The sequence below is a fragment of the Acinetobacter sp. UC24323 genome (assembly GCF_024151445.1).
Lineage (GTDB): Bacteria > Pseudomonadota > Gammaproteobacteria > Pseudomonadales > Moraxellaceae > Acinetobacter > Acinetobacter baumannii.
This window is the reverse complement of sequence record NZ_JAHIBY010000005.1, coordinates 188,327-214,309: the sequence shown is the minus strand read 5'-3', so window position 1 is coordinate 214,309 and position 25,983 is coordinate 188,327. Positions and strand designations below refer to the sequence as shown.

Here is a 25,983-nt window from a genome sequence, read left to right as displayed (position 1 = left end):
TACAGGATGTACAAAATAGGAATGTAAAGCTTTAAATAAAGACGCTAAGTCACTAAAGAATAGTCTATTTTGCACATCAAAAAAGAGAAAATTGATGAGAAAAAAGACTTACTTCATTGGCGTGACTCACAAAATAGAGGGAAAGAGAACAATAGTCTATAACGGTTTTTAAGCTGTGTAAAACTTATGCATTTTTTACGATAAAAAGCCTAATCAATGGATTAGGCTTTTAGTCGACTCAGCAATTATTCTTTTACCACCAAAACTTGGATTTTAGTGCTGTTTAGAACATCTTGCGCAAAACTACCCAAAATAAGTTTTTGGAAACCTTTACGACCATGTGAACCAATAACAATCAGGTCTGAACCCAACTCTTCTACAGCTTTAAGAATGCCATCAGATGAGATTTCACCTTGAATAATTTGTGTTTCAATATCAACACCTTCTTCAGCGCAAAGGGCTTTTACTTTCGCAAGTGTTTTTTCTGCATTAGCACGCGCTTCAACAAAATAATCTTTTACAACAGGAGAGATGTAATAGAAATCAACACCACTAAACGGGTCCACTGCAACTAGACTAATTGCTGTAAGTTTACTACCAAAAGCTTTAGCGATATGGGCGGCTTGTCGTGCTGCTGCCAAAGAAATCTCAGAACCATCTACAGGTACAATAATATGTCGGTAATTCATAATGTTATTCCTCTTATTTACAAGTTGTTATATGTATGAAGCTTTTCTTACTTAAAGATTAACACATTTGTTTAAAGGTAGAAATCAATTCAATTCACTTGTAGTTAAATTAAATGGTATTTAATTATATATTTGATTTTTAATGTTTTTAGTGAGGGGCGATAAAGAGGGAGTTGAGACTATGCCAAATTTAATTTTTTAGAAGAACTTTACAATAAATTACCTTTCATATTTTTGTCACACAGAAATCGTATAACCAAATCATATGTAAGGGGGAAGTAGTAAGATATGGCCGATTTAACAGCAAAGAAAGTCAGTAAACTTATCGAGGAATTTCGCCAAACTGGTAAAGAGCCAGAAAAGCTAGTAATTGGATATAAAACTTATGCAAGACTCATGGCAGATGATAAGTTTGCAGAAAAAGTTGTTCCTTCGTTAGAAAACTCAAAAGATCGATTATATAAAAATCTAAAAATAAAACTTATTACTGAAAAACATTATTTTGAAGTTAAATAAAATATAAATGTGATATTTATCACATTTATATTTGTGTTGTTTACATTTAGTAGGAATTATTAACATATTGTTTTTAAGTTGATACAAATATGGGGTGTAATCAACATTTGAAAACAGCATTCCTTTACAGACTCGATAGAATAAATTGCTTTTATTTTTAAGTAGTGGAATAAATTGAATGCCAAGTATTAGTGTAATTTTATTTTATATTTTAGCTATTTTAGGCTTGTGCTCTGCTGTGGGAGGATTATTAAGTTTAAGCATGTTTTTAATCATCATCGGTATTGGACTTATCTGTGCAGCTTTTTTGCTAAAAAAAGAATTTAAAATTGATGTTTTATTCTGGAAATAATCATTGGTTATAAATGATTAATTTAATAAATATAATTAGTTTTCACCTCATACAAATGAGGTGTAATTTAAATATTTTAATATGATATATTGTTTTAACTTAAATTGATCTAGCTTTTATTTTTCAAAAAACTTATTACAATTCTAAATAAAATCGGAAATTAAAAAATACATTAAGTATTTAAAAATAAAAAGATTTCAATTACGATGAAAGACGAATAAATTAGTTACTGTGGCATTAGGTAAAAAATAACAAAAGCGAGGTGAACACATGACCTATAAATATGAATATGCAGGGTTTTGGTTAAGATTTGGCGCAATGATCATTGATACTCTTATTCTTTTTTTAGCAATTATTCCAGCCGCATGGATCTTTTATCATGGAGATTACGATCTCATATTTGCTACAGGTATGAGTAGTAAACCGCAAAACTATTGGTTTGATATAATCGTAAATTATGCATTTCCATTTTTATATACTGTTTTGTGTTGGATCTACTTTGCAGGGACTCCAGGAAAACGTCTAATGCGTTTAAAAGTTCTCGATGAAAAGACAGGTAATAAGTTAACTTTCGTACAATCTCTCATTCGCTATATCGGATATATTCCATCTATTTTAGTGTTTTGTATCGGCCTTATTTGGGTCGCATTTGATGCTAAAAAACAAGGATGGCATGACAAGATGGCGAAAACAGTGGTGGTTAGAGAACTGTGAGTTATAGTCACTGATGAATTAATAAAAAATTACAAAAAAAATCTTGTGCCTTGTAGAGTAAAACCTATACTTGCCGCGAGTTTATTTAACGGAGATCCTAAATGGGTAGTTGTTCGAGGTTCGAGTTTAATTATCAATTAAACCAAAGCCAATACTGAGCAAGGTAACCTTTAGGAGAGGCTATCTTGCAATGAGATAGCTTTGTTAAAAATTAGATTAAACCTATACAAATTACTTGATTTGTAATCATTCACTTCAGCATTTATCTGTTTAGTTTCTCGCTAGAAATGGGGAGAAGCCAATGTTTTTATACGCTTCCATACACGACCGTTATATCTACCAGATTTTAATCTTGGTAAACAATTCGTCTCATGCGGTTCAAAGCATTCGGACCATGTTCAGTTATGTGACATTCCGTCAACGTTGGTCTGGCTTTGGGCTAATTTTCTCTTCTTCATCGTAAGTCTACGATCTCCTATTCCTTTCTAAATTAAAAAATTTAAAAGACTTTATTTTCAATAAGGTCGAGAGCTTTGTACGCTTAAAAAATGGAGGATTTCGTGATGAAATTCTGGCAACGACTCTTCACAGCATTTTTACAAAGATTTCATTTGATGCGTTTTTTCGGTCGTAATCGATCTTTTAAAGAGCTACATCAATCTAGTTATGCTCAAGAAATTAGCAAAAATTTATCTAAGCGTTTGCTTAATGCATCAAGGGCTCAAACAAATGATTTATTAAAACAATTCGATACTCATTTGATGGGGCTTACAGAAGAGCAAGCGTATACCCAACAAATGACGGTGGGGCTTAATGAGGTTACTCATGAAAAGCCATTAACTTGGTGGCAACACCTTTGGTATTGCTACCGTAATCCGTTCAATATTTTACTTAGCCTTTTGGCATTGATTGCTTTCTTTACCGATGATCTAACGGGTTCAACCATTATTAGTGTGATGGTTATCCTTTCAACACTACTTCGTTATTGGCAAGAAGCAAAGTCAAATCAAGCTGCGGATGCCTTAAAGGCAATGGTGAGTAATACTGCTACTGTATTGCGCCATCAAGTCAGTGCAGAAGATTTAGAACTTATGCATGAACGTTATTGCATTGATACTAAAAACCAAACCACTCACCAATTTGAAATACCAATTCAGTATTTAGTGCCGGGTGATGTGATTTTATTATCTGCGGGTGACATGATTCCTGCGGATTGTAGAATTTTGTCTGCTAAAGATTTGTTTGTCTCTCAAGCTGCAATGACTGGTGAATCAATGCCTGTCGAGAAATTTCCGTTGCAGAAAAATCTCGAAGAAACCAGCGCTTTAGAGCTAGATAATATTGTATTCATGGGGACCAATATTGTTTCTGGTTCAGCTCAGGCAGTGGTTTTAAGTACGGGTATTCAAACATATTTCGGTGCATTGGCTCATAGAGTTACGGCTACTGATCGGAGCACGACAGCATTTCAAATGGGTGTCAACAAAGTAAGTTGGTTGCTCATTCGCTTTATGTTGGTGATGGCACCTGTTGTACTTTTCATTAATGGCTTCACCAAAGGCGATTGGGCCGAAGCATTTTTATTCGCATTATCTGTAGCTGTCGGTCTTACTCCAGAAATGCTACCGATGATTGTGACTTCAACTTTGGCAAAGGGAGCGGTTTTCTTATCTAAAAAGAAAGTGATTGTTAAACGTCTAGATGCGATCCAAAACTTTGGTGCCATGGATGTTCTGTGTACCGATAAAACTGGAACACTGACTCAAGACAAAATCTTTTTATCCCAACATATTGATGTTCAAGGCGAGAAATCAGATTTTGTACTCATGCAGGCATTTTTAAATAGTTATTATCAAACAGGTCTAAAAAATTTGCTTGATGTAGCTGTTTTAGAAGCTGTTGATGAACAGATCAAAATACAGAAGTTACGTTACAAGAAGTTAGATGAAGTTCCTTTTGATTTTGATCGCCGCCGTATGTCAGTCGTGGTAAAAACACCTCAACAAAAAGCCCGTATGATTACCAAAGGCGCAGTTGAGGAAATGTTAAAGGTTTGCCGTTATGTCGAGGTAAATGGCAAAGTAGAGCCTTTAACAAAGCAACGTGAAGTGGCAATTGAGGCATTAACTCAACGCTATAACCGAGATGGTTTAAGAGTGGTGGCAGTAGCGTATCGTGAGTTTAAAAATCATCAGGAAAATTATTCAGTTGTTGACGAAAGTGATCTGATTTTAATAGGTTATATTACTTTTCTTGATCCACCTAAAGAGTCTGCCAAAGAAGCTGTACAGAGTTTACATGCCCATGGTGTAACGGTAAAAGTGCTGACTGGGGATAATGAGTTTGTCACCCAAAAAGTGTGCCGAGAGATTGGTCTGAATTATGATCAAGTTTTATTGGGTGGTGTAATTGAAACCTTAACTGATCAACAACTCAAAAGAGCAGTAGAGCAATACCACATTTTTGCGAAATTAAGTCCGGTTCACAAAGAACGTATTGTTGAGCAGTTAAAAGCAAATGGTCACGTGGTTGGTTTCTTAGGAGACGGTATTAACGATGCCGCTGCTATACGTGCTGCCGATATTGGTATTTCAGTAGATACCGCAGTAGATATCGCTAAAGAGTCTGCAGATTTAATCATGCTTGAAAAAAGCCTGATGGTTCTTGAAAAAGGTGTGATTGAAGGCCGTAGAACTTTTGCCAATATGCTGAAGTATATCAAAATGACGGCGAGTTCAAATTTTGGTAACGTTTTTTCGGTACTTATTGCGAGTGCTTTTATTCCATTTTTACCAATGCTGCCTATCCACTTATTGATTCAAAACTTACTTTATGATGTTTCACAAATTGTGATTCCTTTTGACAATGTGGATGAAGAGCTAATTGCAAAACCACAGCGTTGGCAACCTGAAGAAGTTGGCCGCTTTATGGTGGTGTTTGGACCGATTAGCTCTATTTTTGACATGATTACCTTTGGGTTAATGTGGTTTGTATTTTCAGCAAACACTCCTGAACATCAGACGCTATTCCAATCAGGCTGGTTTGTGGTGGGTTTACTTACCCAGACATTAATTGTCCATATGATCCGCACAGCTCAAATTCCATTTATTCAGAGTCGTGCCGCGACTCCATTATTAATAATGACAGCGGTGATTATGTGTATCGGGATTTTCTTACCAATGGGTCCTTTAGCAAGCTATTTAAAACTACAAGCTTTACCTTTAAGTTATTTTTTATATTTACCTGTAATTTTAGGTGCTTATATGTGTGTTACTCAATGGGTAAAGAAAATCTATATCCGCCGTTATGGCTGGCAATAAAACAATAGGTGCAAAATGAAATTGCAATTTCTACAACATACAGACTTATCAAATATTATTGATACTTTAATTAGTCTCTCGGCTGCTTTTATTTTAGGGGCGTTAATTGGGTTCGAACGTCAGTATAGGCAACGTACAGCTGGTCTTCGAACAAATGTTCTAGTTGCGGTAGGTGCAGCAATTTTTGTAGATATTGCAATTAATCTTACTGGAGCAGATGGAGCTGTTCGGGTAATTGCCTATGTTGTTTCGGGTATTGGTTTTTTGGGTGCGGGTGTCATTATGCGCCAAGAAGGCAACATCCACGGTTTAAATACCGCAGCGACTTTATGGTGTTCTGCGGCAGTAGGTGCTGCCGCGGGTGCTGATTTAATTATTGAAGCAATATTGGCGACAGCCTTTATTTTATCTGCCAATACGCTATTAAGGCCGATTGTCCATATCATTGACCGTCGTCCGTTAGACGATGACACAGAAGTTTTACATGTAATTTACATTATATGTGACCGAAGTCAGAGCAAGGTCGTTATGGATGAATTAAACCGAACCTTAAAGCATCATAATTATCCTGCTAAAGATATTGATGTCACACCTTTTGGAGAAAAAGAGGTTGAAATAGAAGTAACGCTAATTGCAACCTCAATCGAAGCAGAAGAAGCACAACACATCATTAATCACTTAAATGCAATGCCGCAAATACGGCAAGCGTTTTGGGATAAAAACACAATTAATTAATTTAACGAGAGTTTGCGTTTAATTTTTTATGAATTTCTCTAAATGATGAAGCGCAAACTCTTTCGTTTAAGCCTTACTTTTTAGTTTTAAATTTAAGAACCATAAATACAACAATACCGACAACCAGTCCCCAGAAAGCTGAACCAACACCGAAAAATTGGATACCTGATGCACTACATAAAAAGGTAAATAATGCCGCTTCGCGGTCTTCAACTGGACCAAACGCAAGCGCAATGTTATGGCTAATGGTACCAAGTAAGGCAATGCCTGCTAAAGCTACAATAAAAATATGAGGAAAAGACATCAGTAAGCTTGTGAGGGTTGCAGCAAATAGCCCCATCAACACATAAAAAAAGCCACAGCTTATACCCGCAATATAACGTTTGCTTGGGTCAGGATGAACTTGGTCGTCTAAGCTTACGGCAGCACTTATCGCAGCAATATTAACGCTGTAACATCCAAAAGGTGCAAGCACAACTTGAGTTAAACCAGTCCAACCAATCAGTTGATTAACGTGCGGTTTATAGCCATAACTCTTGATCATGGCTATACCAGGTAGATATTGCGACGCCATGCTAATCACAAAAAGTGGTAATGCTAAGCCTAAAAGTGCTGACCAGCTAAATTCAGGGCTAATCCAAACGGGTTTAGCCAAGGACCACTCAAGAGTAGGCATATGAAAGTCTAAAAAAACAGGGCAGAGGGCAATACCTGCCAAGGCGGTAAATACAATGCTGTAACGCGGCCATAATCTTTTTGTAATGACATAAATGGCGAGTAAAGATAAAACAAATGTCCAATCATTTTGCAAGCTCGCGAAAAGTGAAATACCAAACTTAAGCAGAACTCCGGCAAGCATGGCACTGGTTAGGCTTTGTGGTATATAGGAAAGCGCTTTTTGGAATATACCTGAAAAGCCTAAAATCGCAGTAAGTAAACCACCTACTAAAAAAGCGCCAATTGCTTCATTTAAACTATAGCCACTACCTGTTGCCATAATTAAAGCGAGACCCGCAGTTGACCAAGCTGTTGCTACGGTATATTTAAATTTCCAAGAAAGGATGAGTCCTGATAAACCAATACCTAAGCCTAAAGCCCAAAACCATGAGGTGATTTGTTCAGATGACGCACCTAAAGCTTGAGCAGCCTGAATCACTAAAATAGCTGAAACACTAATACCAATAAGAAAGGTAATAAAACCAGCAAATACGGCTGGTATTGAGAAATCTTGAAGAATCTTTTGCATAGCTAAATGTTCTAAGTCCCTGAAAAATTAATATGTTTCTGCCTATGTTTTCAGCTAGGTAAATCTAACAATTTTTTTTAAGAAGGTGCTTTCTATTTTTGACTTTAAAATGAAATAATATTTTTTAAATAGCCATTAATGATATTATTTATTTCATAACAAACGGTGAATTTGGGATATTGTTTTATGGATGAGCAGGCTGAAAATTTAACACCTCTTGAATTGAAAATTATGCGCTGTTTACAAGAGAATGGACGTTTAAGTAATGCTGAACTGGCAAAACTTGTTGGCATTAGTACTTCGTCATGTTGGAACCATACTCAGCGTCTTTTTAAGATTGGGGCCATCTTGGATGTACGTGCTCGAATCAATCCGGGTATGGTGCAACGTGAGACTATTGTTTTGGTCGGAGTAGTGCTGGATCGCTCGACACCTGATAGCTTTCAGGCATTTGAACAAGCAGCAGGTGATTTGGAGAATGTTCTAGAATGTTACTTGGTTGCCGGAGAAGTCGATTACTTTCTAAAAATTCGTGTTAAAGATTTGGCTGCTTTTAACCGTTTTCATAGTGAAAAAATTATTGCCTTACCTGGGGTAAGACAGGTAAGAACATTTTTTGTGCTCAATGAAGTTAAAACAGATGGCATGCTGGCATTTTAACAACCTAATAGATTCAGACTTTCTTGACTCGGCAGCTTACATTGTTGAAGTTGCCAGCTTTAAGCCAAATCCGAAAAATAAAATGCCCACTAAGAAAATTCCGCTTGCTGCAATTTTATGGTTTTGTTTGAAAAAAGTTGAAAGTTTAATTCCAGAGAAAATAAGCGCAGTTAAATAACTAAAGCTAATAATTTGTAAAATCACCGCTAAAATTAAAAAGCTTAAAGCTGGATAGGCATAATCCGGTTCAACAAACTGCACAAAGAAAGACAGGAAAAATAAAATCGCTTTAGGGTTGAGTAAACTAATACTTAAGGCTGTTTTATAAGGGTGAACTTTATCTAAAGCAGGTAAATCAGCCATTTCTGCTTGGGGTTGATTCCGTAATTTCCAGCGTTGGATGCTGCCTTGTAAAAGCTTAAAACCTAAATAAGACAAGTAAAGTGCGCCGACGAGTTTGAGTACGATAAAAACCCAAGGGAATGCTTTTAATAAAGAAGCTGCACCAAGTACAGTACAGAGCATTAAAATTAAGTCACCGGTAAAAATACCAAGTGCCCCCATATATCCGGTTTTAATACCATAGCGTGAAGCAATCGACATCACATAAAGAGAATTGGGCCCTGGCAATAACACAATTAGGAATGTACCAATAATATATGTTGTTAAGTCTGTTATGCCGAACACGATAAACCCAATAAAAAACCGATTTTTGTCATGATAACAAAAATCGGTAATTTTGTATGAAAAGTGCAGTTTTTAAGATTTAATTTCTGCATCAATTCCAAAAGATTGACGTAATAAAGGACTTAATTGATCCCGCGCTTTAATAAAGCCATCAACACCACCTTGTAAAAGTTGGAATGCCATTAAGTCATGGTTAAGTTCATCTTTAAAACTTTGCTCATCTTGAGCTGGTCTAACAATCGCTTCAGCCTGTTTTGCTTTGTTTGCATCAAGTGCTGCATCGACTGTACGCGTATCTTGTTCAAGCTGCGTTAGCAAGCTTGGAGAGATCGTAAGCAAATCACATCCTGCAAGGCCAAGCACCTGATCGATGCTACGGAAGCTCGCACCCATGACTTGAGTTGGAATATTTTGCTGCTTGTAGTAAGTGTAGATTTTCTTAACTGAAACCACACCTGGATCTTTCTCGATTGGGTAAGAATCTACACCTTCAGCTTTTTTGTACCAGTCTAAAATACGGCCTACAAAAGGTGAGATTAAAGTAACTTTGGCATCTGCACACGCTTGGGCTTGATGTAAACCGAAAAGGAGAGTGAGGTTACAAGCAATACCTTCAGCTTCTAACACTTTAGCCGCTTGAATACCTTCCCAAGTCGATGCAATTTTAATCAGAATACGTGACTGATCAATCCCATAACCTTTATAAAGCTCACATAATTCATGTGCTTTTTGAATGGTCGCTTCGGTGTCATATGAAAGAGCAGCATCGACTTCTGTAGAAACACGGCCTTCAATGAGTTTTAAAATTTCTACACCAAATTTTACGGTTAAAATATCAATGGTTCTTTCAATCAGTTCATCATTTTTATAGCCTTCTTCTTTGGCTTGATAATAAGCATCTTCAATGAGCTCTTTACTTTCTGGTTGTTCTGCCGCAGCGGTAATTAACGAAGGATTCGTCGTAGCATCTAAAGGACGAAATTTACGAATTGCTTCAAGGTCGCTACTGTCAGCAACAACGGTCGTTAATGTTTTTAATTGGTCAAGTGCTGTATGAGTCATTGATATTCAACATCTTCAATAAAAAATCTTATGTTTTCTTTATAGCACAAACTCTATCCATACTGTCGATATATCAATTGTTATGTTTCAAAGAAAAACGTTTAGGTTCTGCATCTAAATTGAAATGATTTTATGGAGCCGGTTGCATTCGCTTATTACGAATATAATCAATCAAAAACCGTGCAGCAGCACCTAGTTCACTTTCGCGGCTCCAGACCAAATCAACGTAATATTCAAATCGAGGCGTAAAATCAAATACATCTAATGCTTTAAGCTTGTTGTTTAACTCGGGATTTTCTTTAAACATCTCTTGTGGCAGTACACCCCAACCTAAATTACGTAAAATCATTAAGCAAGCAGAGTGGTGGTTATCTGTACGCCAGTAATGTTTTGAAAATAATAATTCGGGTTTTAATGTTTCATCTCGACTTGCCACCACAATTTGTCTAGTACCTAAAATCTGCTCATATGAGACATGCTCTTGGCTTGCGAGCGGATGGGTTTTTGAAATAACAGGAATTAAGGCTTCACGTTTGAGTTCAACAAACTGTTCTCTATTGTCTAAATGCTCACGTTCAAACATAAGGGCCAGTTGGGCAGATCCATCTAACAACATTTGAAGCGCATCTTCTTGAGGGGCAGACACAATATTAATTTGTAGATCGGGAAAGCGACTTTCTAGCAGGCAAACATAGTCGGTCCAATTGGTATGTAGCAGCTCAGACACCACAACAATAGTAAGATTAGGTTCCAGCCCAGTACTTAATGCATGTGCGTGCTGTTTCCATTGATTCATTTCAATCAATAGTTGCGCCGTTTTTTCATATAGCACTCGTGCTTCGGCTGTAGGAGTAGGTTCGCGGCCTTTACGTTCAAATAAAGTCAGGTTCAGATCAATTTCTAAATTAGCAATCGACATACTCACAGCAGAGGGGACTTTACCGAGTTTCCTTGCTGCTGCTGAAAATGAACCTGTTTCCATAACGGCTTGGAACATGAGAAGTTGTTCTTGATTAATATTCATCTGTCAAAAAAATTGAAAGAACCTGATTGGATTAATCAAAATTATAAAAATAAAATGCACATTATCCAAGTTATTATTGAGTATTTAAAAATGTTGATTTCCAAGAGAAGACTCATTCATGCAATCAGTTATGAAGGAATTTTGTTGGTCATCATTGCGATTGCATTAAGTTTTATTTTTGGCATGCCGATGGAAGTGACCGGAACACTTGGTGTGTTTATGGCAGTGGTTTCAGTTTTCTGGAATATGATTTTTAACCACTATTTCGAAAAAGTAGAGCATAAATTTAATTGGGAAAGAACGATCCCTGTGCGGATTTTACATGCGATTGGTTTTGAGGGTGGTTTGCTGATTGCGACTGTTCCAATGATTGCATATATGATGCAGATGACAGTGATTGATGCATTTATTTTAGATATAGGTTTGACCTTATGTATTTTGGTTTATACCTTTATTTTCCAGTGGTGCTATGACTATATTGAAGATAAGTTTTTCCCAAATGCTAAAGCAGCATCACTTCATTAATTCACATAGATTGAAATGAAATAAGCACCCAGATGGGTGCTTATTTTTTTTTAGTCGATAAATAGAAATTATTTTTCTACAATCGCAACCACACCTTCACCGCCTGCTGTACAGATCGAGATTAATGCGCGGCCTGAACCTTTTTCATTAATTAATTTAGCTGCAGTAGCCAAGATACGACCACCAGTTGCAGCAAATGGGTGACCTGCACCTAAAGATGAACCATTTACGTTCAGTTTAGAGCGGTCAATTGAACCCAATGGTGCATCTAAGCCAAGACGTTCTTTACAGAATTTTTCATCTTCCCAAGCTTTTAAGGTAGAGAGTACTTGAGATGCAAATGCTTCATGGATTTCGTAGAAATCGAAGTCTTGAAGCTTAAGGTTAGCACGCTTAAGCATACGAGGTACTGCATAAGCAGGAGCCATCAATAAGCCTTCTTTAGGACCGTTCTTGCCAATGAAGTCAACAGCTGCTGTTTCAGAGAAAGAAAGATAAGCTAAAACTTCATGTCCGTTTTCTTTTGCCCATTCTTCAGAAGCAAGCAATACCACAGAAGCACCATCAGTCAACGGAGTTGAGTTACCTGCAGTCATTGTTGCAGTTTCGCCTTTACCGAAAACTGGTTTTAACTTAGCAAGTTTTTCAACTGTACTGTCAGGACGTAAGTTGTTGTCACGGTTAAGACCTAAGAATGGAGTCATTAAGTCATCAAAGAAACCACGCTCATAAGCAGCAGCAAGTTTTTGATGGCTGCTTGCAGCTAGCTCGTCTTGTGCTTCGCGAGTGATACCCCATTCTAAAGCAGTGATTGCTTGGTGCTCACCCATTGAAAGGCCAGTACGCGGTTCACCATTGCTTGGTGCATCAAGAAGCTTTTTAAAATCAATTTTTGTGAGTGCTTTAAGGCGGTCTTTACCCGTTTTAGCAACATTAAGCTCAAGTAAAACCTTACGTAAACCATCACCTACAGCAATCGGTGCGTCAGAAGTTGTATCTACGCCACCTGCAATACCTACGTCGATTTGACCAAGCGCAATTTTGTTAGCAACAACAAATGCTGCCTGTAAACCTGTACCACATGCAATTTGGATGTCGTAAGCAGGAGTTTCAGGAGCAAGATCTGTGCTCAATACAACTTCACGAGTCATGTTGAAGTCACGGCTATGTTTTAAAACAGCGCCCGCAACAACTTCGCCAATACGCTTACCTTGTAAGTTAAAGCGTTCAACCAAACCATTCAATGCTGCTGTCAGCATGTCAGAATTAGACGCTTTAAAATAAGCAGTATTTGAACGTGCAAATGGAATACGGTTGCCACCAAGGATTGCAACGCGGCGAACAGTGTTTTGACTCATGGTTTTATCCTGTTGAACAGAAGTTTTGGTTTTTGTTGCTTTTGGTGCTGCAGCTACATTTGAAGATGTAGACGGGGTTGCTGAAGCAGCGCTCTTACTACGAGGGCTACGTGCAGGTGCAGTCGTTGAACGAGTACGTGTCGTTTTTGGTGTATTAGTTGCTGCTTTAGGAGTAGTGCTGTTACGCTTAGCCGTGTTAGAAGCCGACTTTGATGTATTTGACACTTTTTCCTGAGCAGAATTCTCGACTGCTGGATTTTCTTGAGTTGTTTTGCTCATAAGGCTTTTCCAAGCATAATAACGATATTCTTGTTAGCTACCTTAACACAATTCAAATAGACCTGTATTGACTAGAATGACATTGTAGATAGCATTCAGGTCAAGACATCCAAAGATGAACTCAAGTATGATTTGGAGTAACTCTAATGAACGACTGCTTTCATATTGTTTCTATCCATCTCATAACATAATGAAGCCTGTCGTAGAAAATTCATTTCTTTGAGAGATAATAATCATGACTGATCAATACCAAGCATTTACGCAATCTCCTATTGGTAAATTCGTTGTTAAAAATCTGGGTTTACCTTCGCCTGTTGTATTAGAGCGTTTTGAAAGTGCTCAGCCAGTAGTGAAAGGTGCAGTATTGGTTGGCGCGGCGCCGTCAAGCGTTTTGTCTGGTGCGATTGCACAAGTACTTAGCAATATTCATGCAGATAGCTATGTAGGCAATAATGTTGCATTACAACAAGAAGCTGCAAAAGTTGGATTAAATTTACGTCCATTCAATGCAGGCGATAAAGAATCAAAATTCAAAGCTGTTGTATTTGATGCATCTGGTATTCAAAACTCAGAACAGTTAAACGAACTTTATAAATTCTTTAACCCGATTGCACGTCAAGTTGCGATTTCTGGTCGAGTGATTGTTATTGGTACAACGCCTGAAACTACAAAAACTGTAAAACAGGCGATTGCTCAGCGTGCACTTGAAGGCTTTATCAAATCTGTAGGTAAAGAATTTAAAAAGGGTATTACTGCTCAAGTTGTCTATGTTGATGAAGGTGCTGCTGCAAACCTTGAATCAACTTTACGTTTCTTGCTTTCACCACGTTCAGCGTATGTATCTGGTCAAGTGATTTGTGTTTCTAAAGCAGATGTGGTTGATGTTGATTGGGCAAAACCGCTTGCTGGAAAAACTGCGTTAGTAACTGGTGCAAGCCGTGGTATTGGTGAGGCAATTGCACACGTGTTGGCACGTGACGGTGCTCATGTTATTTGTTTAGACGTACCACAACAACAAGCTGATCTTGACCGTGTAGCTGCTGATATTGGCGGTTCTACATTGGCAATTGACATTACAGCTGCTGATGCGGGCGAAAAAATTAAAGCTGCTGCGGCAAAACAAGGTGGTTTAGATATTATCGTTCATAACGCAGGTATTACACGTGACAAAACTTTGGCAAACATGAAGCCAGAGCTTTGGGACTTAGTCATTAACATTAACTTGTCTGCTGCTGAACGCGTAAACGACTACTTGTTAGAAAACGATGGTCTAAATGCAAATGGCCGCATTGTTTGTGTATCATCAATTAGTGGTATTGCTGGTAACCTTGGTCAAACCAACTATGCTGCATCTAAAGCTGGTGTCATTGGTCTAGTTAAATTTACTGCACCTATTCTAAAAAATGGTATTACCATTAATGCAGTAGCACCTGGCTTTATTGAGACTCAAATGACTGCTGCGATTCCATTTGCAATTCGTGAAGCTGGTCGCCGTATGAACTCAATGCAACAAGGCGGTTTACCTGTTGATGTAGCAGAAACTATTGCATGGTTTGCATCAACTGCTTCTACAGGTGTAAATGGCAACGTTGTACGCGTGTGCGGTCAAAGCTTGTTAGGCGCTTAAGCACTTTTAGCTAAATAGGGGTGCTTGTGCATCCCTTTTTTATTCAAAAATCTATAAATTATAAAAGGTTAGGTATGAATACTCGTCATTTTAGCCAGCTACCAAAAGCGGCATTGGCTTATCCAAAAGTAGTGCAAGGTTTAATTTTTAAAAAGCCTAAAGGCCCAAAAATCTTACCGCAAGTTGAATATGTGGTAGATACTTTAGAAATTGATCAGAACCATCTCAAAGCTTATAACGAAGTATGTGGCTTTCAAAATAATGGCTTTGTACCAGCAATTTATTTGGCTGTGCTTTCTCAAAGCTTGCAAATGCATATGATGACGGCAGAAGCATTTCCATTTCCAATTTTAGGTTTAGTGCATATCCGTAACCAGATTAAACAGACCAGACCGATTGGCGTAACTGAAAAACTCACTCTCTCATGTAAATTTGGGGAATTAAAACCGCATGATAAAGGTGTTCAGTTTGACTTTATTACCACAGCAAAAGTTGGCAATGAAGTGGTGATGGAAGGCTTAACAACTTATTTATCTCGCCAAAAAGTCGAGAAAAGAGTGGGTGAGAAAGCCAAAGAAGAACAAGCACCAGCTTATGTTCCAAAGGCAGAGTGGAATATTTTAGAAAACACTGGTCGCCGTTATGCGAAAGTGTCTGGTGATTTTAACTTAATTCATATCCATGCCATTACTGCAAAAGCATTTGGTTTTAAGCAAGCCATTGCGCATGGCATGTGGAGCAAAGCAAAAGCTTTAGCGAACCTTGAGTTGCCAAATGCTTATGAAGCAGATGTGTGGTTTAAGCTACCAATGTTCTTGCCATCAAAAGTTGAGTTTTTAACTGCAAATGCAGATAAAAAGACTGATTTCTTGATTCGTAATGCCAAATCACAAAAACCGCATGTTGCAGGAACTGTAAAAGCGTTATAAAAATATCAGCAGCCTGAACAGAGGTTTGGGCTGCTTTTGAGCAAAATAACAAAAAATGCAAGGAAATTCATGTGATTAAAGAAATTTTACTGGCCGATACCCATAACTATCACGGTATTTTAGATGAACGTTTTATTGATTTAGCTCACCAGTTTAGCCGTCTTCAAGATGCTAGAACCGGACAAGGTGGAGCTGCATTAGCGGTTTATTTTAGAGGCCAAAAAGTTGTAGATATCTACACCGGTCTAAAATCACAAACTGAAGCGTGGCAACCTGACACATTGGCAGTTTGCTACTCTACGGGTAAAGGTGTACTTGCAACTTTAGCGCATATTTTGGTAAGTGAAAGGTTTTTAGAATACGACAAACCGATTGCGACCTATTGGCCTGAGTTTGCTCAAAATGGAAAAGAGCAAATGACTTTGCGTCATGTGCTAAGCCATCAAAGCGGCATGTTTGATGTTCGAAATATCATCGAAAGTGCGAGAGAAATGCTCGACTGGTCACATATGTTAGATGTGGTCGCGGCGACTAAGCCAAGATTCCTTGCAGGAGAGGGCAATGCTTATCAAGCTTTAACATTCGGTTGGCTTGTCGGTGGCGTACTTGAAAAAGCAACTGGTCAATCTCTAGATCAGCTCATGCAAAATTATCTTGTTGAGCCATTACAGTTAGATGGTGCTTATTTTGGAACGCCTGCAAATGAGTTGGATCGTGTAGCACGTTTAATTATTCAACCAAAACCAGAAAAACCAGCGTCTACTCAAGTTGAAAAACCTAAAAAGCCACAGACGCGTAAGAGTTCACTCTCTGAAAAAGTGATTACATGGACGGGTCAAGACCTGCAAGATTTTCAGGATGCCATGATTCCAAAAGGAATGAAAAACTTTAGTTTTTTTAGTGATGAGGGACTGCAAGCAGTCATTCCGGCAGCGAACGGGACATTTACTGCAAATAGCCTTGCTAAAATTTATGCGATGCTAGCAAATCAAGGTGAATGGGATGGACAGCAATTGATTCGCCCAGAAATATTTAAAGAACTTAGTACTATTCAAAGTTATGCACGTGATCGTGTCATGCCAATACCGATGAATTGGCGTTTAGGCTATCACCGCATTATTACCATGGGTAAACGAGCTAAAAATGGATTTGGGCATATTGGTTACAATGGTTCAGGAGCGTGGTGTGATCCTGAGCGTGACCTCAGCTTTGCCTATACCCATAACTTCCAGATTGGTTCAATTACAGGCGATTATCGTTTGTGGGGGCTGACTCAAGAAGCTTTACGTTGCACCGACCAAATTTTAAAAGGCCGTAAAGGCTGGTTCTAATATTAGTATTTTAAAGCTAGTATTTTTAAGCAATGCCAGCTCAACATTTATAATAATTCTAGGCGAATAATTGCTTCGGTATGACGCTTAAAATCTTCTTCAACTAAACCTTGTAAACCAAGTTTATAAATCCCTTCTAATCCACACACAAAGGCAATGAGTCGCCACGCAATATCTGTGGAATTAGACCTATTTTTAAATTCGCCTTCTTTTTGACCGCATTCAATCGATTGCACAATAGCTTGATGCCAACTTTGCATGGCGAGGTTATACGCTTTTTGTATTTCTGCATCTTGTTCAATCAAGAGTTCGGCTTCATTCCATAAACGTAAGTAGGGCTGAAGTCTGTCGATATTTTCTGCGCCTAATAAGATGAAAAGTCTTTGAAATTGGCTAGTTGTTTGGAGAGTTTGTTCAATTTCATCAAGCTGTTCCATCAGCTTTAAAAAAGCTTCAGCTTTTAAATGAGATGCCGAAGAAAAATGATGATGGACTTGTCCGGTAGAGGTTTGTGCTTCTGTTGCGATTCGGCGTACCGTCATGGCTGTAAAACCTTCAGCCAAAGCAATTTGCATGGCAGCTTGCAGAATCATTTCTCTGCGTTGATCGCGATTAAGATAGGCCATGTTTTTTCACCTGACTGAATTCGACACAAATTACATTAAAACTAAAAGTTGGACAAGTGTCCAATTGTGTATATAATAACCATGATTTGAACACATGTCCAAGTTTTGGATATTGAAGAGCGTTATGCAAAAAAAATGGTTAATCCTGACAATTATCGTCCTCATTTATTTACCAGTTACGATTGATGCAACGGTGATGCATGTTGCAACACCATCTTTAAGTGCAGCATTGAATTTAACTGCCAATCAGCTTTTATGGATTATTGATATTTATTCGCTGATTATGGCGGGTTTGATTTTGCCGATGGGTGCACTCGGTGATCGTATTGGCTTTAAAAAATTATTATTTATTGGAACCGCAGTTTTTGGTGTGGGTTCGTTAGCTGCGGCTTTTTCTCCAACTGCCTATGCCTTAATTGCTTCTCGTGCTGTTTTAGGCCTAGGGGCAGCTATGCTTATTCCTGCCACTTTATCCGGTATCCGTAATGCTTTTACCGAAGAAAAGCAGAGAAATTTTGCACTTGGTCTTTGGTCTACAGTAGGTGGAGGTGGGGCAGCTTTTGGTCCATTAGTCGGTGGTTTTGTATTAGAGCATTTCCACTGGGGAGCTGTATTCCTCATTAATATCCCGATTATTTTAGCCGTTCTAGTTATGATCGTGATGATCATTCCTAAACAACAAGAGAAAACTGATCAGCCAATTAACTTAGGGCAAGCTTTAGTTTTGGTTGTAGCAATTTTAAGCCTCATCTATTCAATTAAATCGGCTATGTATAATTTTTCGGTGCTCACGGTTGTGATGTTTGTGGTGGGTATAAGCACATTAATTCACTTCATTCGAAGCCAAAAAAGAGCTACGACACCAATGATTGATCTGGAATTGTTTAAACATCCAGTGATTTCTACCAGTATTGTTATGGCAGTTGTGTCCATGATTGCTTTGGTTGGCTTTGAATTACTTTTGTCTCAAGAGTTGCAGTTTGTACACGGGTTTTCTCCATTACAGGCGGCGATGTTTATTATTCCATTTATGATTGCAATTAGTTTAGGTGGTCCATTAGCAGGTATTTGTTTAAATAAATGGGGTTTACGTAGAGTATCGAGCCTAGGTATTTTAGTGAGCGCGCTCAGTTTATGGGGGCTTGCTCAGCTTAATTTTTCAACCGACCACTTTTTAGCATGGACATGTATGGTCTTTTTGGGCTTTAGTATTGAGATTGCCTTACTGGCCTCAACTGCTGCCATTATGTCATCTGTGCCCCCTCAAAAGGCGAGTGCAGCAGGTGCCATTGAGGGAATGGCCTATGAACTTGGCGCTGGCTTAGGTGTCGCTATTTTTGGTTTAATGTTGTCTTGGTTTTATAGCCGCTCAATTATTTTGCCAGCCGAGCTTCCGTCAAACTTAATTGAAAAAGCGAGTATCTCGATTGGAGAAACCATGCAATTAGCGTCTAACCTTGAAAATCCTTTAGGAGGACAATTAATTGTAGTGGCGCAGCAAGCTTTTAGCTATGCACATAGTTGGGTACTTACCCTCTCAGCGATCTGTTTCTTCCTTTTAACTGTATTTGTCTGGTTTAGTTTTCCGAAGAAAGTAAATTAATATTTTTCACAGTATTTAAAGTTTCGGTAGAGAACCTTTTCTTCGAAACTTTAAAATTCACTGATAGTCCAGACAAATGATGTAGTTCGCAGTTTATCTGTACGGATATGAGCTTTATACGTTCACACTCTTTTAAAAACAAAGTATGCTTATGCCTGTAACAAGGAGCATACATGTATCAAGTACTTGCTAGAAAATACCGTCCACGTAATTTCAATGAGTTAGTGGGACAAAACCATGTTTCTCGTGCATTAAGTAGTGCATTGGAACGCGGTCGTCTTCACCATGCTTATTTATTTACAGGAACGCGTGGTGTAGGTAAAACTACAATTGCACGTATTTTAGCCAAGTGTTTGAACTGTGAAACGGGTGTGACTTCTACGCCATGTGAAGTCTGCGCAACATGTAAAGCGGTAAACGAAGGCCGCTTTATTGACCTAATCGAAATCGATGCTGCTTCAAGAACAAAAGTAGAAGATACGCGTGAACTTTTAGACAACGTTCCTTATGCACCAACTCAAGGCCGTTTTAAAGTTTACCTGATTGATGAAGTACATATGCTCTCTACGCATTCTTTTAATGCGTTATTAAAAACACTAGAAGAACCACCAGAACACGTTAAGTTTTTGTTTGCAACGACAGACCCACAAAAGCTACCGATTACGGTTATTTCACGTTGTTTGCAATTTACTCTACGACCTTTAGCTGTCGATGAAATTACCAAGCACCTCGGTGCTATTCTTGAAAAAGAACAGATTGCTGCTGACCAAGATGCAATTTGGCAAATTGCTGAATCTGCTCAAGGTTCATTACGTGATGCATTATCTTTAACTGACCAAGCCATTGCTTATGGGCAAGGTGCTGTACATCATCAAGATGTTAAAGAAATGCTTGGCCTGATTGACCGTACGATCATATATGATTTGATTTTAGCGGTTCATCAAAACCAACGTGAAAAAGTGAGCCAGTTATTACTCCAATTTAGATATCAAGCCTTAGATGTCTCGTTAGTACTGGATCAGCTCATTTCAACATTGCATGAGTTGGCTTTATTACAATATTTACCAGAGCTCGGCTTAAAGTATAGTGAAGAAATTAATGCCAAAATTCTTCAGCTTTCTAAACTGATTTCTGCTCAAGATTTGCAGCTTTACTACCAAATCGCATGTAAAGGCCGTTCAGACTTGCAGCTTGCCGTAACGCAAGAGCAAGGTTTTGAAATGTGCGTTTTACGATTATTGGCATTCCGTCCTTTAGCACCAAATGAAATTTTAGTTTCAGAGCCTGTTCAACAAAATGGGCAAGCAGAAGTAGGCCTAAATTCACAAGCTCAAACAGCCCAAGAGATTACTCCTGTAAGTGCTATTCAGCCTGTTGAAGTTATTAGTCAACCCGCTATGGTTGAACCTGAACCTGAACCTGAACCTGAACCTGAACCTGAACCTGAACCTGAACCTGAACCTGAACCTGAACCTGAACCTGAACCTGAACCTGAACCTGAACCTGAACCTGAACCTCAGCCTAATCAGGACTTAATGGTATTTGACCCAAATCATCATGAGTTGATTGGACTTGAGTCAGCAGTTGTTCAAGAGACCGTTAGTGTTCTTGAGGAAGATTTCATTCCGGTGCCAGAACAAAAGTTAGTACAAGTTCAGGCTGAAACCCAAGCCAAACGAATCGAACCTGAACCAGCTTCTACTGCTGAGCCTATAGGTTTATTTGAAGCATCGAATGCTGAATTTTCACTTGCTCAAGATACGTCAGCTTATGACTTGGTTTCTGAACCTGTTATTGAACAACAGCCATTGGCGCAAGCTGAAATTGTTGAAACAGTTGCGGTGGTAAAAGAGCCTAACGCAACAGATAACAACCAGCTGATGCCACAAGATATTTTAAAGTTGCCATCACAAACTTTGGAAGGTGAGTGGACACTTGAAAAGTGGGAGTTTTGGTTTAGAAATAGCCAGCTTTCTCCAGCCGTTCAAGAACTTGCTCAACATGGTGTGATGACTGGGGAAATTGGTGGCAACACGGTTTTCCATATTCCTCAAGAATATGAAAATATGTTGACTCAGCTACAACAAGCCCTAATTGAAGCTTTAAAGCAGCAGTGGCCAAATACACAATTTACGGTCGAGTATGGTGCAGTCAATACTGCTACACCGTATGTTATGCAAAGCGTTCGTAAAGAAAAAGCTTTCCATAGGGCTACAGAACTATTACAGCAACAACCCGTTATTAAAAGCCTTATAGAGACTTTTGATGGTGAGCTACAAAATATTCAATTAAAGCCTTAAGTTCAACTGAGTTTTGATCTGGTGAGAAATTTGAAAAATTAGAATTTTCACAGTTTTCACTGGATTGAAATATTCAGGTCACGCCACTGTCATTGTACTTTTCTATGTTAGCCATTTTAGATTTTAAATGGACTATATATCGTCATGAAAAGGCAATGCACAGGAACAACTTCCTTTAAATATTCTTATTTTTTAATAATCGGTGCCATTCTGCTGAGTGGTTGTAACGACTCGGCAAATGATAATTCGAATACACCCGACACAGGTAAAAAGCCTGTCATGCGCTGTGCTCCATAAACTTAAATAATAAAAAGAATTTGATCATGATTACACGTCGTAAATTTTTAAATTACTCTTTAAATATGGGCTTTGGCGCTGCAGCCTTGGCGGCTTTCCCATCGAGTATTCAAAAAGCTCTAGCAATTCCTGCAAATAATAAAACGGGCACTATTCAGGATGTTGAACATGTCATCATCTTAATGCAGGAAAACCGATCTTTTGACCATTATTTTGGTACGTTAAAGGGCGTTCGAGGCTTTGCTGACCGTTTTACGATCCCTCTGCCAAATGGTCGCCGTGTCTGGGAACAGCTGAGAAGTAATGGTCAGGTTTTAACCCCATTTCACTTAGATGGAACAGCCAATAATGCACAGCGTGCAGATGGCACGCCTCATACGTGGGATGACAGTCAGTTGGCGTGGGACAATGGACGTATGGCAAACTGGCCAACTCATAAAACCGATATATCTATGGGCTATTTTAAAGAAAAAGAAATTCCATATCAGTTTGCACTTGCCAATGCCTTTACGATTTGTGATGCCTACCATTGTTCCATGCACACCGGAACAGATGCGAACCGCTCTTTTCATTTAACTGGTACCAATGGTGCAACACCGACCAAGCGTTCATTTGTAAATAATGAATGGGACTGGATTGATGGTAACCCAGCAACGGCAGACCGTGGTTACACTTGGAAAACCTATGCCGAAAGATTAGAAGAAGCAGGGATAAGCTGGATTTGTTATCAGAATATGCCAGATGAATGGGGCGATAATATGTTGGGTGCATTCCGTTCTTTTAGAAAGGCCAACATTGCATCCGGTTATCCCGTTTCAAGCGGTGGGGAGCCGAATAAACCATATGCTGATACGGGTCAAAAACTACCGTATAAAGCCTATGATGCGGCTACTGATAATGCCAAAAATCCACTCTATAAAGGCATTGCAAATACGCTACCGGGCAATAAACCAGAAGAATATCTCGACGCTTTTAAAAGAGACATTCGTGAAGGGAAGTTACCTCAAGTTTCTTGGATTAACGCGCCATCGATATACTGCGAACATCCGGACCCTTCAAGCCCAGTTCAAGGAGCTTGGTTTATTCAAGAAATTATTGATGCATTAACTGCTGTACCAGAGGTGTGGAGTAAAACGGCTCTGCTCATCAACTTTGATGAAAATGATGGTTACTTTGACCATATGCCATCGCCATCAGCACCATCTCGACTCAAAAACGGCCAGTACGCAGGTAAATCGACACTAAGCAATGCTGATATGCAAGATGAATATTTTGATCATGCTGCACCTGAGGGGAGCCATTCACAGCCTACACCTGATGGACGAGTTTATGGTCCGGGTCCTCGTGTTCCTTTATATGTGATTTCTCCATGGAGTCGTGGCGGTTGGGTCAACTCACAAGTTTTTGATCATACTTCCGTGCTCATGTTTTTAGAAAAACGTTTTGGAGTAAAAGAGCCGAATATCAGTCCATACCGTCGTGCGGTGTGTGGTGATTTAACCAGTGCATTTAACTTTAAAACACCAAATGCAGATGTTTTACCGCAGCTGAGTGGTAAACAAACACGTGTGCAGGCAGATGCGCTAAGGGAAAACCAAGAAGCTTTGCCAGCTGTTCCTGTACCCACGGATATTAAGTTACCCATTCAGCAAAGTGGGATCCGTCTATCACGGGCGCTACCTTATGAGTTGCATACCAGTGCGCGTTGTAAAGCAGATGGTAAGGTGCAATTGATTTTTTCTAATACGGGTAAGCAGGCAGCGGTTTTCCACGTATATGACAAGCTCAATTTAGACCGTATTCCGAAGCGTTATATTGTCGAGCCGAATAAAACTTTAGATGATGAGTGGGATGCTTTAAACGATAACTTAGGCCGTTATGACCTATGGGTACTTGGTCCAAATGGCTACCATCGTCATTTTAAAGGGGATACTCAACGTATTATCGATAGTGGTGTTAAACCTGAAATTCGAGTGTGCTATGACATTGCTAATGGTGATGTTTATGTCGAACTCATGAATGAGGGAACCAAGGATACAATATTGACAGTAAAACCTTGTGCATATCGACAAGATGCGCCATTGCAACTGACCGTAAAAGCGGGACAAGTTGTTAAGCAACATTGGTCGTTGGCTGATGTTGGGCATTGGTATGATTTTGAAGTTACGAGCCAGAGTGATCCGTATTATTACCGACGTTTTGCTGGCCGAGTCGAAACAGGTGAGGATTCCTTTAGTGATCCTGCAATGATCTAAGAAGGATGAGGCAAAAAGAGGAGCTTATTTTCTTTTTGCCTCATTTTTTATAATAAAAAATTCTCTAAAACTTCACGGACTGACTCGGATATTGGAACAGTCTTGCGTGTTTCACGATCAACAAACACATGCACAAAATGTCCTTGAGCTGAGGCTTGGTCTTGACCTTGTTTAAAGATTGCCAATTCATAGCGTAAAGATGTCGTTCCAATTTTACCAATCGCAACGCCTACCTGAATAACTTCTGGAAATGATAACTCTTGAAAAAAGCTACAAGCTGAGTCAACGACTAAACCAATTGATTTTGCTTCATGAATATCAAAACCTGTTTTCTGGATGAGCAAAGCATTGGCTGCCGTATCAAAATAGCTATAGTAGGTCACATTATTCACATGACCGTAAATATCGTTATCTGCCCAGCGAGTTTGAATATCTAAAAAGAATTTAAATTGATCACGAGTTTTTAAAACGGGTTTAGTCATTAATAAATCGCCTGATAAATTGCTAAAGCAGTTGCTTCTGTCATGTCACGTGGATTATTTTGCAGTAATCGAGTTTGCAACATGGCATCTTGAGCAAGTCTTGGTAAGCTAGACTCTTCAATACCCAAATCGCTAAGTTTTAAAGTCAAACCACTACGGTCTAAGTGATTTTGCATATGGTCAATAAACAGATCACATAACCCATCGGTGCTACCGTTACTATATGGGTCTAGCCATTGCATAAGTTCTGCATAGTATTGTTTGGCATAGGGCGCATTAAATTTCAGTACTTCAACGAGCACCAAAGCATTGGTATGTCCATGCGACAAATGAAAATGCCCACCTAATGGATAGGCTAAAGCATGCACGGCAGCAACAGGTGAGTTTGCAAATGCCTGACCCGCAAGCATTGAGCCGAACAGCATGTTCTGACGTGCCTCTAAATCATTACCGTTTTTAAGAACTTTCGGTAAGTTATGGTTCAGCAGCTTCAAAGCGTGTTTCGCTAAAATATCGGTATAAATATTTTTCTTATGTTTAGAGGTATATGCCTCAATGGCATGGACCATCGCATCAATACCTGTAGCAGCCGTAATATGGGCAGGTAGATTTTGAGTAAAAGTTGCATCAAGAATTGCTGTATCGGCATAGAGTACCGGAGAGACAATTCCCATTTTTGTCGTTTCACCTGTAGTCACTATGGATATGGGCGTCACTTCCGAGCCAGTACCGGCTGTAGTGGGAATTAAAATAAGTGGAAGTCGGGCTGTTTTGACCTGATTTACCCCGTACATTTCTTGTAGGTTTTGAGTTTGGTTAGGATGTGCGAGTAAGGCAATCACTTTGGCTACATCTAAAGAACTTCCGCCTCCAAAGCCGACAATAACATCTACATTTTGCTGTTTAGCATAATTCGCTGCATCTAATACCACTTGCTCTGGTGGGTCGGCTTGAACATCAGCATAAATGACATGTTCAATTTTAAGAGTATCTAAAATTTGAAGAATAGGTAGGTGTAACTGATTTTTAATCATACCCGCATCAGTTACCAGTAATAACTTGCGGTAAGTTTTTGATGCCAACACATTCTGTAATTCTTGTATAGAACCGAGTCCTGAAATAATGTTGGGAACGGTCTGAAACTGAAAATGGCTCATATACATTATTTCCTTATTTTTGAAAATTATTATAGATGCATTCTATAGGATTCATTCTGCAAATTCTCTTAAAAGTAGCTGTGCTTTTAAGCTGCATTTAGTTAAAGAAAATTCACTTGAAAATTGGCATTTTATAAACTAATTTTCAAAATCATTAAATGAAATTAGATTGTGAATACCTTATTGGTAAATGCAAATAAGGTAAATTT

23 protein-coding genes are annotated in these 25,983 nt (G+C 38.7%); 14 read left to right on the top strand and 9 right to left on the bottom strand.

Features of this window, described 5'->3' with window-relative positions:
* Positions 1–245 precede the first annotated feature (245 nt).
* A complete protein-coding gene (locus KNQ97_RS09150) occupies positions 246–689 on the bottom strand; it encodes a universal stress protein (RefSeq protein WP_001109442.1) in 444 nt (147 codons plus the stop codon).
* A gap of 288 nt (positions 690–977) precedes the next feature.
* On the opposite strand from KNQ97_RS09150, the gene KNQ97_RS09145 reads away from it, so the two are divergent.
* From KNQ97_RS09145 to KNQ97_RS09120, 6 genes are all read left to right on the top strand, one after another.
* Positions 978–1,205, top strand: a complete 228-nt coding sequence (locus KNQ97_RS09145; protein ID WP_000774578.1) for a hypothetical protein — start codon at positions 978–980, stop codon at positions 1,203–1,205.
* A gap of 178 nt (positions 1,206–1,383) precedes the next feature.
* Positions 1,384–1,557, top strand: coding sequence for a hypothetical protein (locus KNQ97_RS09140; protein ID WP_002046842.1), 174 nt, complete (start codon positions 1,384–1,386; stop codon positions 1,555–1,557).
* Between the two features lie 270 nt (positions 1,558–1,827).
* On the top strand, positions 1,828–2,271 hold the full coding sequence (locus KNQ97_RS09135) for an RDD family protein (protein WP_253612127.1): 444 nt from the start codon (positions 1,828–1,830) through the stop codon (positions 2,269–2,271).
* A 301-nt stretch (positions 2,272–2,572) separates the two neighbouring features.
* Complete coding sequence (locus KNQ97_RS09130) at positions 2,573–2,734, top strand: hypothetical protein (protein ID WP_253612126.1); 162 nt, start codon at positions 2,573–2,575, stop codon at positions 2,732–2,734.
* 100 nt (positions 2,735–2,834) lie between these two features.
* The gene (mgtA, locus tag KNQ97_RS09125) at positions 2,835–5,591 is read left to right on the top strand and encodes a magnesium-translocating P-type ATPase (RefSeq protein WP_253612139.1); all 2,757 of its coding nucleotides are present in this window, start codon (positions 2,835–2,837) and stop codon (positions 5,589–5,591) included.
* 15 nt (positions 5,592–5,606) lie between these two features.
* On the top strand, positions 5,607–6,326 hold the full coding sequence (locus KNQ97_RS09120) for an MgtC/SapB family protein (RefSeq protein WP_000775741.1): 720 nt from the start codon (positions 5,607–5,609) through the stop codon (positions 6,324–6,326).
* Positions 6,327–6,399: 73 nt separating this feature from the next.
* On the opposite strand, the gene KNQ97_RS09115 is transcribed toward KNQ97_RS09120, so the two are convergent.
* The gene (locus KNQ97_RS09115; RefSeq protein WP_253612125.1) at positions 6,400–7,572 is read right to left on the bottom strand and encodes a benzoate/H(+) symporter BenE family transporter; all 1,173 of its coding nucleotides are present in this window, start codon (positions 7,570–7,572) and stop codon (positions 6,400–6,402) included.
* Between the two features lie 186 nt (positions 7,573–7,758).
* Here KNQ97_RS09115 and KNQ97_RS09110 point away from each other — a divergent pair, with 186 nt between their 5' ends.
* Positions 7,759–8,232 carry an Lrp/AsnC family transcriptional regulator gene (locus KNQ97_RS09110; RefSeq protein ID WP_000344223.1) on the top strand — a complete coding sequence of 158 codons (474 nt, stop codon included), beginning with the start codon at positions 7,759–7,761 and terminating at the stop codon, positions 8,230–8,232.
* Positions 8,233–8,268: 36 nt separating this feature from the next.
* Here the strand turns inward: KNQ97_RS09110 and leuE are convergent, their stop codons facing one another.
* The 3 genes from leuE to KNQ97_RS09095 all read right to left on the bottom strand — a co-directional run bounded on the left by leuE (position 8,269) and on the right by KNQ97_RS09095 (position 11,005).
* Complete coding sequence (gene leuE, locus KNQ97_RS09105) at positions 8,269–8,919, bottom strand: leucine efflux protein LeuE (protein WP_000467074.1); 651 nt, start codon at positions 8,917–8,919, stop codon at positions 8,269–8,271.
* Between the two features lie 72 nt (positions 8,920–8,991).
* Positions 8,992–9,981 carry a transaldolase gene (tal, locus tag KNQ97_RS09100; RefSeq protein WP_253612124.1) on the bottom strand — a complete coding sequence of 330 codons (990 nt, stop codon included), beginning with the start codon at positions 9,979–9,981 and terminating at the stop codon, positions 8,992–8,994.
* Positions 9,982–10,111: 130 nt separating this feature from the next.
* Positions 10,112–11,005 carry a LysR family transcriptional regulator gene (locus KNQ97_RS09095; RefSeq protein WP_001024733.1) on the bottom strand — a complete coding sequence of 298 codons (894 nt, stop codon included), beginning with the start codon at positions 11,003–11,005 and terminating at the stop codon, positions 10,112–10,114.
* A 90-nt stretch (positions 11,006–11,095) separates the two neighbouring features.
* On the opposite strand from KNQ97_RS09095, the gene aceI reads away from it, so the two are divergent.
* Positions 11,096–11,530, top strand: coding sequence for a chlorhexidine efflux PACE transporter AceI (gene aceI / locus KNQ97_RS09090; protein WP_253612123.1), 435 nt, complete (start codon positions 11,096–11,098; stop codon positions 11,528–11,530).
* A gap of 68 nt (positions 11,531–11,598) precedes the next feature.
* Here the strand turns inward: aceI and KNQ97_RS09085 are convergent, their stop codons facing one another.
* On the bottom strand, positions 11,599–13,167 hold the full coding sequence (locus tag KNQ97_RS09085; protein WP_000047940.1) for an acetyl-CoA C-acetyltransferase: 1,569 nt from the start codon (positions 13,165–13,167) through the stop codon (positions 11,599–11,601).
* 235 nt (positions 13,168–13,402) lie between these two features.
* Between KNQ97_RS09085 and KNQ97_RS09080 the strand changes: the two genes are divergently transcribed.
* The 3 genes from KNQ97_RS09080 to KNQ97_RS09070 all read left to right on the top strand — a co-directional run bounded on the left by KNQ97_RS09080 (position 13,403) and on the right by KNQ97_RS09070 (position 17,054).
* Positions 13,403–14,794, top strand: a complete 1,392-nt coding sequence (locus tag KNQ97_RS09080; protein WP_253612122.1) for a 3-oxoacyl-ACP reductase — start codon at positions 13,403–13,405, stop codon at positions 14,792–14,794.
* 74 nt (positions 14,795–14,868) lie between these two features.
* Entirely contained in the window at positions 14,869–15,723 is an 855-nt protein-coding gene (locus KNQ97_RS09075) for a MaoC/PaaZ C-terminal domain-containing protein (RefSeq protein WP_001097350.1), read from the top strand.
* 71 nt (positions 15,724–15,794) lie between these two features.
* The gene (locus tag KNQ97_RS09070) at positions 15,795–17,054 is read left to right on the top strand and encodes a serine hydrolase domain-containing protein (protein ID WP_253612121.1); all 1,260 of its coding nucleotides are present in this window, start codon (positions 15,795–15,797) and stop codon (positions 17,052–17,054) included.
* Between the two features lie 47 nt (positions 17,055–17,101).
* Here KNQ97_RS09070 and KNQ97_RS09065 read toward each other — a convergent pair whose 3' ends face one another.
* Positions 17,102–17,680, bottom strand: coding sequence for a TetR family transcriptional regulator (locus KNQ97_RS09065; protein ID WP_000323805.1), 579 nt, complete (start codon positions 17,678–17,680; stop codon positions 17,102–17,104).
* Positions 17,681–17,804: 124 nt separating this feature from the next.
* Here KNQ97_RS09065 and amvA point away from each other — a divergent pair, with 124 nt between their 5' ends.
* The 3 genes from amvA (at position 17,805) to KNQ97_RS09050 (ending at position 24,135) form a co-directional block, all read left to right on the top strand.
* The gene (amvA, locus tag KNQ97_RS09060) at positions 17,805–19,283 is read left to right on the top strand and encodes a multidrug efflux MFS transporter AmvA (protein WP_114197886.1); all 1,479 of its coding nucleotides are present in this window, start codon (positions 17,805–17,807) and stop codon (positions 19,281–19,283) included.
* Between the two features lie 173 nt (positions 19,284–19,456).
* A complete protein-coding gene (locus KNQ97_RS09055; RefSeq protein ID WP_253612120.1) occupies positions 19,457–21,583 on the top strand; it encodes a DNA polymerase III subunit gamma/tau in 2,127 nt (708 codons plus the stop codon).
* Between the two features lie 323 nt (positions 21,584–21,906).
* On the top strand, positions 21,907–24,135 hold the full coding sequence (locus KNQ97_RS09050) for a phosphocholine-specific phospholipase C (protein ID WP_253612119.1): 2,229 nt from the start codon (positions 21,907–21,909) through the stop codon (positions 24,133–24,135).
* Between the two features lie 47 nt (positions 24,136–24,182).
* On the opposite strand, the gene KNQ97_RS09045 is transcribed toward KNQ97_RS09050, so the two are convergent.
* Complete coding sequence (locus KNQ97_RS09045; RefSeq protein WP_000165801.1) at positions 24,183–24,617, bottom strand: thioesterase family protein; 435 nt, start codon at positions 24,615–24,617, stop codon at positions 24,183–24,185.
* On the bottom strand, positions 24,617–25,774 hold the full coding sequence (locus KNQ97_RS09040) for an iron-containing alcohol dehydrogenase (RefSeq protein WP_253612118.1): 1,158 nt from the start codon (positions 25,772–25,774) through the stop codon (positions 24,617–24,619). Before KNQ97_RS09040 ends, KNQ97_RS09045 begins: the two co-directional genes overlap by 1 nt.
* Positions 25,775–25,983 lie beyond the last annotated feature (209 nt).